The sequence below is a fragment of the Pseudoxanthomonas sp. 22568 genome (genome assembly GCF_052044485.1).
Taxonomy (GTDB): Bacteria; Pseudomonadota; Gammaproteobacteria; order Xanthomonadales; family Xanthomonadaceae; genus Pseudoxanthomonas_A; species Pseudoxanthomonas_A beigongshangi.
Map to the genome: position 1 here is coordinate 29519 of NZ_JBQENC010000021.1, position 12735 is coordinate 42253.

At 69.2% G+C, this 12735-nt stretch carries 14 protein-coding genes; all 14 read right to left on the minus strand.

Annotated features, from left to right (window positions below; genetic code table 11):
* Window positions 1-3 precede the first annotated feature (3 nt).
* Window positions 4-1386 (minus strand): flagellar protein export ATPase FliI, encoded by a 1383-nt coding sequence (gene fliI, locus ACTJI2_RS18905; RefSeq protein ID WP_440843002.1) that lies wholly within the window; start codon window positions 1384-1386, stop codon window positions 4-6.
* Window positions 1383-1997 carry a FliH/SctL family protein gene (locus ACTJI2_RS18910; protein WP_440843003.1) on the minus strand — a complete coding sequence of 205 codons (615 nt, stop codon included), beginning with the start codon at window positions 1995-1997 and terminating at the stop codon, window positions 1383-1385. Before ACTJI2_RS18910 ends, fliI begins: the two co-directional genes overlap by 4 nt.
* Window positions 1994-2980 (minus strand): flagellar motor switch protein FliG, encoded by a 987-nt coding sequence (fliG, locus tag ACTJI2_RS18915; protein ID WP_183641068.1) that lies wholly within the window; start codon window positions 2978-2980, stop codon window positions 1994-1996. The genes ACTJI2_RS18910 and fliG overlap by 4 nt, the downstream gene beginning before the upstream one ends.
* A 16-nt stretch (window positions 2981-2996) precedes the next feature.
* Window positions 2997-4667: a flagellar basal-body MS-ring/collar protein FliF gene (gene fliF / locus ACTJI2_RS18920; RefSeq protein WP_440843004.1), complete on the minus strand. Its 1671-nt coding sequence runs from the start codon at window positions 4665-4667 to the stop codon at window positions 2997-2999.
* Between the two features lie 44 nt (window positions 4668-4711).
* A complete protein-coding gene (fliE, locus tag ACTJI2_RS18925; protein ID WP_141452595.1) occupies window positions 4712-5059 on the minus strand; it encodes a flagellar hook-basal body complex protein FliE in 348 nt (115 codons plus the stop codon).
* Between the two features lie 70 nt (window positions 5060-5129).
* A complete protein-coding gene (locus ACTJI2_RS18930; RefSeq protein WP_440843005.1) occupies window positions 5130-6596 on the minus strand; it encodes a sigma-54 dependent transcriptional regulator in 1467 nt (488 codons plus the stop codon).
* Complete coding sequence (locus ACTJI2_RS18935) at window positions 6589-6969, minus strand: response regulator (RefSeq protein ID WP_141452597.1); 381 nt, start codon at window positions 6967-6969, stop codon at window positions 6589-6591. Before ACTJI2_RS18935 ends, ACTJI2_RS18930 begins: the two co-directional genes overlap by 8 nt.
* Window positions 6970-6981: 12 nt before the next feature.
* Window positions 6982-8403 (minus strand): RNA polymerase factor sigma-54, encoded by a 1422-nt coding sequence (gene rpoN, locus ACTJI2_RS18940; RefSeq protein WP_440843006.1) that lies wholly within the window; start codon window positions 8401-8403, stop codon window positions 6982-6984.
* A 305-nt stretch (window positions 8404-8708) separates the two neighbouring features.
* Window positions 8709-9341 (minus strand): response regulator, encoded by a 633-nt coding sequence (locus tag ACTJI2_RS18945; protein ID WP_141452599.1) that lies wholly within the window; start codon window positions 9339-9341, stop codon window positions 8709-8711.
* A gap of 198 nt (window positions 9342-9539) precedes the next feature.
* Entirely contained in the window at window positions 9540-10124 is a 585-nt protein-coding gene (locus ACTJI2_RS18950; RefSeq protein ID WP_440843007.1) for a PilZ domain-containing protein, read from the minus strand.
* Window positions 10125-10133: 9 nt separating this feature from the next.
* Window positions 10134-10436 carry a hypothetical protein gene (locus ACTJI2_RS18955; RefSeq protein ID WP_183636919.1) on the minus strand — a complete coding sequence of 101 codons (303 nt, stop codon included), beginning with the start codon at window positions 10434-10436 and terminating at the stop codon, window positions 10134-10136.
* A gap of 1 nt (window position 10437) precedes the next feature.
* On the minus strand, window positions 10438-10854 hold the full coding sequence (gene fliS, locus ACTJI2_RS18960; protein ID WP_183636916.1) for a flagellar export chaperone FliS: 417 nt from the start codon (window positions 10852-10854) through the stop codon (window positions 10438-10440).
* A gap of 44 nt (window positions 10855-10898) precedes the next feature.
* Window positions 10899-12257 (minus strand): flagellar filament capping protein FliD, encoded by a 1359-nt coding sequence (gene fliD / locus ACTJI2_RS18965; RefSeq protein ID WP_183636913.1) that lies wholly within the window; start codon window positions 12255-12257, stop codon window positions 10899-10901.
* 389 nt (window positions 12258-12646) lie between these two features.
* Window positions 12647-12735, minus strand: an 89-nt coding sequence (locus tag ACTJI2_RS18970) for a flagellin (RefSeq protein WP_320488400.1), incomplete at its 5' end; no start/stop codon positions are given.

The window sequence follows — 12735 nt, forward strand, 5'->3', positions numbered from 1 at the left end:
GGCTTAGGGTTCCTTGCGGGCTTGCGCGTTACGTTCGACCAGTTGCTCCAGCGCATCGCGGCTGTCCCGCAGATCCGCCGAGCGGGCCACGTCCTGGCCGAGGAATTCGACGATCTCCGGCCATCGCTCCAAGGCCTCGTCGACGGTCGGATCGCTGCCGCGCTGGTAGGCGCCGATGGCGATCAGGTCGCGGTTGCTGGTGTAGGCCGACAGCAGCCGCTTCAGTTTGCGGATGCGATCGCGCCAGGTCTCGTCGGCGATTTCGGTGACCACGCGGCTGACCGAGGATTCCACGTCGATGGCCGGATACAGGCCGCTGTCGGCGACCCGGCGCGAGAGCAGGATGTGGCCGTCGAGGATGGCGCGGGCGGCGTCGGCGATCGGATCCTGCGGATCGTCGCCTTCGGTCAGCACGGTGTAGAAGGCGGTGATCGAGCCGCGTCCGGCCGAGCCGTTGCCGGCGCGTTCGACCAGCGCGGGCAGGCGCGCGAACACCGACGGCGGATAACCGCGAGTGGTTGGCGGTTCGCCCACGGACAGGCCGATCTCGCGCTGCGCCTGGGCGAAGCGGGTCAGCGAATCCATCAACAGCAGGACGTTCAAACCCTGGTCGCGGAACCACTCGGCGATCGCGGTGGCGCGATAGGCGCCCTGCAGGCGCGCCAGCGGCGGGCGATCGGCCGGACTGGCCACCACCACCGCGCGCGCCAGGCCCGCCGGGCCCAGCGTGCTTTCAACGAAGTCGCGCACTTCGCGGCCGCGTTCGCCGATCAGGCCGACCACGATCACGTCGGCGGCGGTGTAGCGGGTCATCATGCCCAGCAGGGTCGACTTGCCGACGCCGGAGCCGGCGAACAGGCCCACGCGCTGGCCGCGGCCGATGGGCAGCAGCGCGTTGATCGCGCGCACGCCCACGTCCAGCGGCTGGGTGATGGGTTCGCGCGAGAGCGGATTGATCGCCACGCCGGACAGGCTGACGGTGGACTCGGCGCGGATCGGGCCGCGTCCGTCCAGCGGCACGCCATCCGAGTCGATGACCCGGCCGAGCAGGCCTTCGCCGACTTCCACGCCGCCGCGCCGGCGCAGCGGCACCACCCGCGCGTTCGGCAGCAGGCCGTGCAGTTCGGCGCTGGGCATCAGGTAGGTGCGTTCGCCGGCGAAGCCGACCACTTCCGCGTCGACCCAGCCGCCATCGACCACTTCGACCTTGCAAGTGGCGCCCAGCGGCGCCTCGCAGCCGATCGCCTCCAGGGTCAGGCCGACCGCGCGGCGCAGGATGCCCTCGCGGATCAGGCCGTGGCTGCCGAGGGTGGGGCGGATCTGCGACAGCCGCGCGGCCAGTCGCAGGTCGCGGGCATTCAGCCATTCCAGCGGTTGCGCGCTCATCCGAGGGCGCCTCCGCGCTGCAATACGTTTTCCAGCGCGCCGCGCAGGCGCGCTTCCAGGGTGCCGTCGATGCGCACGCTCTCGGCGTGCACGCGCAGGTCGCCGCGGCTGAGCGAGGTGTCGGCGGTGAGCCGGGTGGTCGGCATCATCGACAGCACCGGCGTCAACGCGGCGATGTCGTCCGGATGCAGGCGCAATTCGACTTCGCGGCTGGTGCCGCCCACCGCGTCGAGCGCGGCGCTGGCCAGTTCCGACAGCAGCATCGGGTCGGCCTGGTAGGCGCGTCCGACCAGGCTGCCGGCGATGCGCACCGCCAGTTCCGACAGCGCGCCCATCACTTCGTTTTCCAGCCGATCCAGCGGGCGCGAGAAGTTATCCAGGATGCCTTCGATCTGCGCGGTCAACCGACGCACCTCGGCCTGGCCCTGGGCGAAACCCTCTGCGTGGCCTTCGGCGCGGCCGCGTTCCAGCCCCTCGCGGTAGGCGGCTTCCTCGATCGCCTGGATTTCCTCCAGGCTCGGCGGACGCAGCACCGGCGGCGGCTCGGCCTCCGGCGCGCGGCGGGCCACGAAATCCAGCGGCGGGGCCATCCAGCGCACCGGATCGTTCATACCATCTCCTCACTGCTGGCGTTGAGCGAGATGACGCCCTGGTCGGCCAGGCGGCGGACGATGGCGAGGATTTCCTTCTGCGCGCCTTCCACATCCGACAGCCGCACCGGACCGCGCGCCTCCATGTCCTCCATCAGGATCTGCGCGGCGCGCTGTGACATGTTGCGGGTGATCTTCTCGCGCACCTTGGCGTCGGCGCCGCGCAGGGCCAGGCCCAGGCGGTCGTTGGGCACTTCGCGCAGCATCGCCTGCAGTTCGCGATCGTCCAGGTCGATCAGGTTGTCGAACACGAACATCAGGTCCTGGATGCGCGCGCCCAGGTCGGCGTCGATGTGGTTGATCGCGCCCAGGATGGTCTGGTCCTGGCCACTGTCCATGAAATTGAGGATGTTCGCGGCCACCTTGATGCCGCCGATGCTGGAGGACTTCAGGTTCTGGTTGCCGGAGAACTGGCGCTCCATGATCTCGTTGAGTTCGTTGAGCGCGTTCGGCGGGATGCCGTCGAGGGTGGCGATGCGCAGCAGCACGTCCGAGCGGGCGCGTTCGGGCAGCATCTTCAGGGTCTCGGCGGCCTGGTCGCTGTCCAGGTGCGAGAGCACGATGGCGATGATCTGCGGGTGCTCGTTGCGCACCAGATCCGCAATCGCGCGCGGGTCCATCCACTTCAGGGTGTCCAGGCCGGTGGTGTTGCGCCCCAGCAGGATGCGATCGATCAGGCTGCCGGCCTTGTCCTCGCCCAGCGCCTGCACCAGCACCTTGCGCACGTAGTCGTCGGCGCCCATGCCCAGCGAGGTCTGCTTCTCCAGCGAGTGGTTGAAGCTGTCCATCACCTGCAGCACCTGTTCGCGGCTGATGCCGCTGATGGTGGCCATGGCGATGCCGAGCTTCTGCACTTCCTTGGCGTTCATGTGCTTGAGCACTTCGGCGGCATCCTGCTCGCCCAGCGAGAGCAGCAGGACGGCGGCGCGCTGCACGCCGGTCAGTTCGGTGTCGTTGGGATTAATCATCGCTGGCCACCCAGTCCTTCACCACCTGCGCGACCTGCTTGGAATCGTTCTTGACCGCCTCGCGGGCGTGGCGCAGGCGATCCTCGTAGGCATCGGAGGCCAGCGCGCGCGGCACGCTGATCTCGGCATGGTCCTGGCGCAGCGCGGCGACGATGCGGGCATCCTCGTCGCCTTCGTCGACCAGGCTCACGTCCACCGCGTCGGCGGCGGCCTTCTTCGCGCGCGGCTGGATGATCTGGCGCATCGCCGGGCGCAGCACGCCGAACAGCAGCGCCAGTACCACGATCGCGCCCAGGCCATAGCGGGCGACGTCGCGCACCATCGGGTTTTGCAGCCACGGGCTTTCCCAGAACGGCACGTCCTCCACCGGCACCGGCTCGCGCACGAACGGCGCGTTCATCACCGATACCGAGTCGCCGCGCGCGGCGTCGAAGCCCACCGCTTCCTTCACCAGCGCCTCGACCCGGGTGAGGGTGGCCGCGTCCAGCGGCACCATCGTGGTCTTGCCGTTGGCGCCGGCGCGCGGCACGTGATCGACCAGCACCGCGGCGGTGACCCGGCGTACCCGGCCGGCGGGCTGGCGGGTGTGTTGCAGGGTGCGATCCATCTCGAAGTTGCGGGTCGCGCTGCTGGCGGTTTCTACCGGCGCCTCGGGATTGGGCGCGGCGGCGGCGTTGGGACCGGGCGGGGTATTGCTGGTCGCGCCGGGCACGCCCTCCGGTCCCGGCTTGGCGACCGTGTTCTGGCTGACCTGCTCGCTGCGCACCTTGGCCGGATCGTTGGCGAAGGTCTCGCGCGCTTCCTCGACCACCGAGAAGTCCATGTCCACCGCGACCTCGGCGTTGATCCGCCCGGGGCCGGTCAGTGGTTCCAGCAATTCCTTGATGCGCTGGTTGAGCGAGGTTTCCAGCTTGCGCACGCGTTCGAACTGGGCGGCGTTGAGCGCGGCCTCGCTGTTGGGATCGCTGATGGTCAGCATGCGGCCGCTCTGGTCGACCACGGTGACGCGTTCCGGCGCCAGGTCCGGAATGCTCGAGGACACCAGGTGCACGATGGCATCGACCTGGTTGCGTTCCAGCATCGCGCCCGAGCGCAGTTCCAGCACCACCGAGGCGCTGGCGACCTCGCGCTGGCGGGTGAACGCGCTGGGCTTGGGAATGGCCAGGTGCACCCGCGCGTCACGGACCGGGCGCAGGGTGGTGATGGTGCGCACCAGCTCGGTTTCCAGCGCGTGCTGGTAGCGGGCGTTCTCGACGAACTGGCTGACGCCGAAACCGGGATCGCGTTCCATCAGCTCGAAGCCGAGCCGGCCGTTCTCGGCCAGGCCCGAGCCGGCCAGTTTCAGGCGGGCGTCGTGCAGGTTCTCGGCGGGCACCGAAATCGCGCCGCTGGCCTGGTCCAGCTGGAACGGAATCTGCGCGGCGCGCAGCAGGTCGGCGGCCTCGGCGGTGGCCTTGGGATCCAGGCCGGTGTAGAGCGGGGTGAAGTCGGGCTTCTGCGACCAGAAGAATACCATCAGGCCGACCGCGACCGCGCCGGCGATCATCAGCAGCGTGCCGAGCTGGCGGAACACCGGGAAGTCCTGGATCTTGGTCAGCGCGGCGCCGGCCTTCTCGGCGCTCAGCGATTCCTTCAGTGATTCCTTGGACAGGGTCAGGGCCATGGGCGTGCGGTTCCGGTGCGTTCGGGCTCAGGCGGTGCGGTGGGTTACAGCGGCATGTTCATCACGTCCTGGTAGGCCTGGACGAGACGGTTGCGGACTTCGACGGTGGCGCGGAAGGCGACCTGCGACTGCTGGGCAGCGACCATCACCCGCGCCAGATCGGCGCGCGGGTCACCGAGTTCGAACGCCTGCGACAGCGCGCCGGCGGTCTTCTGCGCGTCGTTGACGCCTTGCAACGCGTTCTGCAGGGTTTCGCCGAAGCTGGGCGCCTTGACCGCGGGCTGGCCGAACTGGACCGCGTTCGGGTTCTGCACCGGCTCCAGCGCGCGCGTGCCCAGCTGGTGCTGGTAGCTGCGGATCTGCGAGAGGATGGAGGCGACGGAATCGGACATGGGCGCAGTTCGGCGGAGTGTCTGGGCTCATCGTTGCAAGATGCGTGCCGCAACCGCCGCGCCGGGCCTGTCAGTTTTCCGTCGCCAGCGCATCCTCGCGTTCGACGCCGTACTTGCGCAGCTTTTCCACCAGGGTGGTGCGGCGCAGGCCGAGCAACTGGGCCGCGTGGGCGACCACGCCGCCGGCGCGATCCAGCGCGTCGCGAATCAGGTTCAGTTCGATCCGGGCGATGTGCTCGCGCAGGTCGATGCCGTCCTCGGGCAGGCGATCGGACGCGGCGACGGCGGCGGTCGGGGTTTCGACAGCGGCCGCGTCGATGCTGGCGGCGCGGTGCGCCAGCGCGGGCTGCGCCTCGGCAGCCGGCACCGGCAGCACGCCGTCCTCCGGCAGGTAGCGGCGCGGCAGGTCCTGCACCCGCACCAGCCCGCCGGGGTGCAGCACGGCCATGCGCTCGACCAGGTTGGTCAGTTCGCGCACGTTGCCCGGCCAGGGATAGAAGCGCAGCGCCTGCAGGGTCTCGTCGGCGAAGCGCACTTCACCGCGGCCGGTGCGGGCCAACTGCATCGCCAGGGTGGTGACCAGCGCCGGCAGATCGTCGAGGCGCTCGCGCAGCGCGGGCATCTCGATCGGGAACACGTTGAGGCGATAGAACAGATCCTCGCGGAAGTGGCCTTCGGCGATGCGATCCTCCAGGTTGCGGTGGGTCGCGGCGATCACCCGCACGTTGCAGCGGATGGTCTGGTTGCCGCCGACGCGCTCGAAGCTGCGCTCCTGCAGCACGCGCAGCAGCTTGACCTGCATCGGCAGGCTCATGTCGCCGATTTCGTCCAGCAGCAGGGTGCCGCCCTCGGCCATCTCGAAGCGGCCCTTGCGCGCGCTCAGCGCGCCGGTGAAGGCGCCCTTCTCGTGGCCGAACAGTTCGCTTTCCAGTAGATCCGGCGGAATCGCGCCGCAGTTGATGGCCACGAACGGACCGTCGCGGCGCGGCGAATGCTCGTGGATGGCGCGCGCCACCACTTCCTTGCCGGTGCCGGATTCGCCCAGCACCAGCACGGTGGTGTCGAACGCGGCGACCTGGTCGATCAGCCGGCGCAGGCGCACCACCGCCGGGCTGTTGCCGGTCGGACCGTTGCCCTGCGCGGTCTGCGCCTGGTGCTCGGTGTCCAGGCGCTTGAGGCTGGCCCGGCGCAGGCAGCTTTCCAGCTGGCTGTGGCGGATCGGGGTATCCAGCGGCCACACCCCGGCCTCGTGCAGGCCGTGGGCGGTGGCGAACGCGGCCGGTTCGGCTTCCAGCAGCAGCACCGGCGGCGGCAGCGGCGCATCGCCCAGCCAGGCGAACAGCGCGCGGGTGGACGGGCTGTCCTCGATCCGGCCGACGATCACCGCCATGAAGTCGTGCGGGCGGTGCCGGCGGATGTCGACGTCGCCGGCCTCGGCGGCCCAGCGCGGGGTCAGGTCCATGAACTCCAGCAGGTCGGTCACCCGCACCGCGCGGGCGGCATCGGCGTCGAGGACAAGGATTCGGGATTCACTCATGGCGGTTGTCTCGGAACTTTTCCAGGATGGGGAGGACTTCCTGGATGTAGGAAAGCTTGCTGACGAATTCGTCGGCGCCGGCGCGGCTGGCGTGCTCGCGGTGTTCGGCGTCGTCGAAGTGGCTGGCGATGACCACGAACGGCGGCTGGTCCTGGGTCTTGATCAGGCGGGTGGCCTGCAGGCCGCCCATCTCGGGCATCGCCAGGTCCATCAGCACCACGTCCGGGCGCAGCGACTCCGAACGCTCGATCGCCTCCAGACCGTTGCTGGCCCGGCCGACGATGTCCAGCCAGTCCAGCTTGCGCAGGTGGCGGATGGCCGCGTTGATGAAACCCTCGTGGTCGTCCACCAGCAGTACGGTGATCTTGTTCATGCGCGTGCTTCCTTATCCGGCCCTGGCCAAGGCCGACACGTTACCGCGCCGGCGGTCGCGTGCGGAGGCGATGTCCAGCTGTTCCCGATACTTGGCGACCGTGCGGCGGGCGATGTGGATGCCCTGGCGGGCCAGCAGGCCGGCGATCGCCTCGTCGGCCAGCGGCTTGTGCGCCGGTTCGTTCTCGATCAGGCGGCGGACCATCGCGCGCACCGCCGGGCCGGACACGCTGGCGCCCTCCAGGCGGACGGCGAAGAAATGCTTCAGCTCGAAGGTGCCGCGCGGGGTCTGCATGTACTTGCCGGTGGTGATGCGCGAGACGGTGGACTCGTGCATGCCGATTTCATCGGCGATTTCCTTCAGGGTCAGCGGCGCCATCGCCTCGTCGCCATGGGCGAGGAAGCCGGCCTGGCGCTCGACGATCGCGCGGGCGGTGCGCAGCAGGGTTTCATAGCGCATCGACAGGCCGCGGGTCAGCCAGCGCGCTTCCTGCAGCAGCTCGCGCAGGCGGCGGGCGCCGTCGCCTTGTTCGGCCTTCGAATCCAACTGGTCCAGCGCGCGCTCGTGCAGCGGCGAGACCGACAGGCGCGGGGTGGTGGCCGGATTCAGCGCGACCCGCCACGCGCAGTCGGCATGCCAGGCGACCACGTCCGGCACGATGTGGCCGGTGGGGGCGGGCAGCAGGGTTTCGGCCGGGCGCGGCTGCAGCGACAGGATCAGGCGGATGCCTTCGCGGATCTGTTCCGGATCCAGGTGCAGGCGCGCGGCCAGTGCGTTTTCGTCGTGCGCGGCCAGCAGGTCCAGCGCTTCGTCGAGGATGCGGGCGGCGATGTGGCGGGCCGGCACGCGGCCGGGCAGGGCGGCCAGCTGCGCCCGCAGGCATTCGCGCAGGTCGCGCGCGGCCAGGCCGGCGCATTCGCCGTGCAGGATGTGCTGGCGGATCGTTTCGGCGGCCGCGGCGGTGATGGCGAAGCGTTCGGCGGCCTGGGCGGCCAGCGCATCCGCGTCGGCACCCAGGTAACCGGCCTCGTCGGTGTGTTCGAGCCAGAACGCGGCCACGGCCAGCGCGGGCGCGTCCAGTTCCAGCGCCAGCGACTGCAGCGCGCGCACCTGCGGGTCGGTGCTGCCGGCGTCTTCCAGGCGCTGCAGGCGGTCGTCGTCGCCTTCCTGCCAGCCGCCGCCATGCACGTCCCACATCGAGGTTTCGGGCAGTTCGTCGAAGGCGGCGGTTTCCAGCGGGGCGCTGGCGGCATCGCCCTGCTCGCCGACGGCGACGGGCTCCTCTTCCAGTTCCAGCAGCGGATTGGCGTCCAGCGCGCGGCGGACTTCCATTTCCAGTTGCAGGCCGTCCAGTTGCAGCAGCCGGATCGATTGCAGCAGCTGCGGCGTGAGGTGCAGTTGCTGGCCGAGCTGCGTGGTGAGTCCCGTCTTCATCCCCAAATCCCCATTCGCCGCGTTTGCATCGTTGCCCCGATTCGACGTTCACGTGGATTTCACGTCGTGGGGAAACTTTGCGCCGCGCGCGGCGGAAAAAGAATCAGGGCGTTTCTGGTTGTGGTGGGGGCATGCCCGAGGGCGCTGTCAGGGATTTCCTGACATCGCCGGACTTTGGACGCGATGGCGTGTCGGGGGAATGGCGGGGAGAGCGCCGTCGGGGGGCCTGGGGAGGACCTGGCGACGGTGCGCCGCCGCGGGAACGGCGGACGCCCCCTTGTCCTGCAAGGCCCGGGCCAGAAACCTCAGGCCAGATCGTTCTGGTGGCGCGCGGCCAGCAGCAGCAGGTCGTTGGCGCGCCGGCAGCCCAGTGATTCCATCATCCGCGCGCGATGGGTTTCCACCGTCTTGACGCTGATGCCCAGGTGCGCGGCGATTTCCTTGCTGCTCATGCCACCGCCCAGCTTGCGCAGGATCTGGCGCTGGCGCGGCGACAGCGCGTCGATGCCGGTCGGCCGCGCCTGGCCGAGCATCGGCGCCAGCATCTTCGACGACACCTGCGGACTCAGGAACACCTGGCCGGCGGCGGCCGCGCGCAGGGCCAGTTCCAGTTCCATCGGCGCGGCCTCCTTGACCACGAAGCCGGCGCAGCCGCGATCCAGCGCGCTGCGCACCTGGCCGGGATCGTTGTGCATCGACATGATCACGACCTTGGTCTGTGGCAGCGATTCCTTCAGCGGCTTGAGCAGATCCAGCCCGCTGCGATCGGGCAGCGACAGGTCAAGCAGGATGACGTCGGGCCGGTGGATGGCGGCCATGTCCAGCGCCTGTTGCGCGTCCGAAGCCTCCGCCACCACATCCACGTCCGCGATCGACTGGAGCAAGCGGCCGATGCCGGCACGCACCAGGGTATGGTCATCAACGATCAGGACACGCACTGGAAGGGGCAGGGCTCGTGGGGAGGTCGCGCCACGATAGCGGCCCGTCGGGATCCCGCCAATGTTACTTAAGTGTCGAAGCCGTCAAAGCTTGAAGTTCGTCACACAAGCTTGCCCCCGGTGACGGGTTTCCGTCGAGATGCCCGGTGCCCGTTCGGTCGGCGCCGCGTTCGCAGACGAGAGCGACGGTGATGAGCCTCAGTCGGTCTGGCGCGCCATCAGCCGCGCTTCGGCGATCTGGCGGCGGTGCAGCCGGAACAGGTGGCGCTCCAGCGCGTCGGCCAGGCCGGCGCCGAGCGGTGCGAAGCGCAGCCACAGATGATGCTGGCCATCGGCGGTGGCGGATGTCGCCAGTACCCGTGCCGGCAGTTCGATGTGATCGCTGAGCCAGTTCGCCGGCTCAATCAAGGCCACGCCGGCATCGCCCTGGGCGAGGCCGAACGGCTGCGTGGCATCCAGGCGCAAGCCCAGATGCGACCAGCGCAGTCCGCGCAGGGGCGGGGCGTCGTCGCGCTGGCGCGCCAGCTTGCCGACCAGGTTCATCAGCAGATCGACCTTGGCTTCCAGGCGCTGGAACGAGATCGACGGTTCGCCCTTGCGATCGTCGGTGTCGTCGCCGCGCGCGTCCTCGGCGACCGCCAGCGCATGCAGCAGCGATTCGGCCGCGGCCGGCGGCTGGCGCGCCTCGCCGGCGCGGAATCCCGCCGGCAGCCAGGCTTCGCAGGTCAGGGCATCGCCGAACAGTTCGGTTTCCGCCGGATGGTTCAACAGGGGCACGCGCATGGGCATGGCTCAGGCTCCCGGTGTCGACAGATAGGCGCGCGCGGCGCGCTCGGCCTGTTGCGATTCGCGCAGCTTGCGCGCGGCCGCGTCGCGGGCGTCGCGCAGGCGGTCCTGCAACTGCAACTGCGCGTACAGCAGGTTGGACAGCGTGTCGGTGCCGGTATCGCGGCCCTGCGGGGCCTGCATGAAATCGCGGACATCGCGATCATGCTGGTCCAGCAGGCCCTGCACGGTGTCCAGATCGCCGTTCTGCAGGCTGTCGTGCATGGCCTGCAATTGCGCGAACAGGGCGTCCATCGACACCGCGGTCATCTCAGGCTCCCTGGACCGCGGCCGGACGCTGTCGCTGTTCGGCGGGGATGGCGTTCCAGGCCGACTCGATCTCGCCCAGCAGTTCCAGCGATTCGCGCAGCGCGGCCGCGTCGTTGTGCAGGTTGGCCTCGATCAGCCGGCCCTGCAGGTAGTCGTACAGCGCCGACAGGCTGCCGGCGATCTCGCCGCCGGCCTCGTGGTCCAGCGAACCGTTGAGATGGCCGATGATCGCGCAGACCTCGCCGATCGCCTTGCCCTTGCGGGCCAGATCGCCGTGCTCCACGCAGGCCTCCGCCAGCCGGATGCGATCGCAGGCGCCGGCCAGCAACAACGCGACCAGGCGGTGCGGATCGGCTTCCATCACGGCGCTGCTGATGCCCGTGTTGCGGTACTGCGCGGCGTAAGAATGGGCTGACATTCCTTCTATCTCCTGTCTCCCGCGGACTCCCCGCGGAGGTGGCCTTACTGGGAGGCCAGTGCAGCAAGCTGCTGCGAAAGGTACGAACTGGTGCTGTTCATCCGCGACATCATGTTGTCCAGCGCCACGAACTGCGCCTTGTAGCGATTGCCGACCGATTCCATGCGCGTATCCAGCGCCTTGCGCTGGTTGCCGATGTCCTTGAGCTGGGCGTTGAGGCCGTCGGTGCGCCGGGTGAGCGAGCCTTCCTTGCCGATGTAGGTGCCCACGGTCGTCTGCAGCTTGGCCGCGAAACCGCTGTCGCCGGTGAAGGCGACGCGCACCTTTTCCGGGTTGGACGTCATCAACGCATCGAACTTGGCCGTGTCCAGGGTCAGGGTGCCGTCCGAGGACGGATAGCCCTTGGTCTGCAGGCCCAGGGTCTTGGCGTCCAGGCCCTGCTTGGCGAGTTCGCCGAGCAGGTCGCCCAGCACGCCACGCATCTGGCCGGCGATGCCGCGCATCTGCGCGTCGCCGGTGAGCGCGGACGGGGTGTCGGTGCCGGCGTCGTACTGGGTGGAACTGTTGATCGCGGTGATCGCGCCGTTGTACGCGGTGACGAAGTCCTGCACCAGCTTGCGGCTGGCGGCCACGTCGGCGGACACGGTCACGGTGCTGGTGCCCTTGGCCTTCAGGTCCAGGGTCAGGCCCGGCACCGCGTCGGTGATCTTGTTGCTGCTGGCGGTCACGGTCAGGCCGTCGATCGACACCCGGGCGTCGGCGGCCGGGACCCGTTCGACCATGCTGTTGACCAGGTTCTGCAGATCCGCGCCACCCTCGCTGAAGGCCAGCGAGATGCCGTTGGCGGCGCCGGTCTTGTCCGAGGCCACCGACAGGAACAGGCCGTCGTTGGATGTGATCACGCTGGCCTGCACGCCCTTGCTGCGCGCGGCGTCGTTGATCGCGCTGCGCACGTCGACCAGCTTGGCGCCTTCGGCGATGGTGATGTCGAGCGTCTCGCCACCCACCGTCAGCGTCAGTTTGCCGGCGCCGAAGGTCTGCTCGGCGGTGACGGGCAGGTCGGCGGTCCACTTGTTGGCGCTGGCCAGGTCGAGCACCTGGATGGTGTAGTCGCCGCTGGGCGTGCCCTTGCCGGCGGTCGCGCCCAGCACGGTGTCGGTGCCGACCTTGCTGGTGCGACTGTCGAAGGCATCGGCGGCCTTGAGCGCTTTCAGCGCGGTTTCCAGGGTGCTGAAGGCCGAGCTGACCGTGCCCAGCGCGGAGACCTTGAACTTGGCGCTCGACTCGATGCGGTTGAGGCGGGCGTCGGCGGGCTTGCGGTCCGCTGCCACCAGCTTCTCCACCATGCCGGTGATGTCCAGGCCGGAGCCGACACCACCGTAACCGAGCGAGTAGTCTGCCATCGAGGATCTCCTGTCGTGCCCGTTCCGGAACGGGCGTCGGGACGAACCTGCATCCCTGATGGATGGCGGCGTCGCCCGTGTAGTGGTAACGGCCTCCGGAGGCCGATCTTTAGCCCGCATTTCTCCGTCTCCCGCCGCCGTGGCTTGAGCCCCGGTCGGCGAGAAATGCGGGACGGAAGAGGCGATGCAGGATTTGTGCCATTGGGGCCGGGATTGGAGATTCGGGGTTGGGGATCAGTGCTTTTGCCAATCCCGAATCCCCAATCCCGAATCCCCAAAAAAAGAAACCCCTCCCGTTTCCGGAAGGGGTTTGGGTACTGCCAAGACGGAGGGAGACGAATCCGTCCGTATGCGACAGGAAGCTGAAACAGTGGAGCGGACGAAACCGATCAGCGCAGCAGGCTGAGCACGTTCTGCGGCACCTGGTTGGCCTGGGCCAGCATGGCCGTGCCGGCCTGCTGCAGGATCTGGGTGCGGG

What these genes read in the sequence shown, in the direction of transcription:
- rpoN (WP_440843006.1), bottom strand. Translation starts at nt 8,403, where the DNA reads ATGAAGACGGGACTCACCACGCAGCTCGGCCAGCAACTGCACCTCACG.
- fliS (WP_183636916.1), bottom strand. Translation starts at nt 10,854, where the DNA reads ATGTCAGCCCATTCTTACGCCGCGCAGTACCGCAACACGGGCATCAGC.
- fliE (WP_141452595.1), bottom strand. Translation starts at nt 5,059, where the DNA reads ATGTCCGATTCCGTCGCCTCCATCCTCTCGCAGATCCGCAGCTACCAG.
- ACTJI2_RS18910 (WP_440843003.1), bottom strand. Translation starts at nt 1,997, where the DNA reads ATGAACGATCCGGTGCGCTGGATGGCCCCGCCGCTGGATTTCGTGGCC.
- fliF (WP_440843004.1), bottom strand. Translation starts at nt 4,667, where the DNA reads ATGGCCCTGACCCTGTCCAAGGAATCACTGAAGGAATCGCTGAGCGCC.
- fliI (WP_440843002.1), bottom strand. Translation starts at nt 1,386, where the DNA reads ATGAGCGCGCAACCGCTGGAATGGCTGAATGCCCGCGACCTGCGACTG.
- ACTJI2_RS18930 (WP_440843005.1), bottom strand. Translation starts at nt 6,596, where the DNA reads ATGAGTGAATCCCGAATCCTTGTCCTCGACGCCGATGCCGCCCGCGCG.
- ACTJI2_RS18950 (WP_440843007.1), bottom strand. Translation starts at nt 10,124, where the DNA reads ATGCGCGTGCCCCTGTTGAACCATCCGGCGGAAACCGAACTGTTCGGC.
- ACTJI2_RS18935 (WP_141452597.1), bottom strand. Translation starts at nt 6,969, where the DNA reads ATGAACAAGATCACCGTACTGCTGGTGGACGACCACGAGGGTTTCATC.
- fliD (WP_183636913.1), bottom strand. Translation starts at nt 12,257, where the DNA reads ATGGCAGACTACTCGCTCGGTTACGGTGGTGTCGGCTCCGGCCTGGAC.
- ACTJI2_RS18955 (WP_183636919.1), bottom strand. Translation starts at nt 10,436, where the DNA reads ATGACCGCGGTGTCGATGGACGCCCTGTTCGCGCAATTGCAGGCCATG.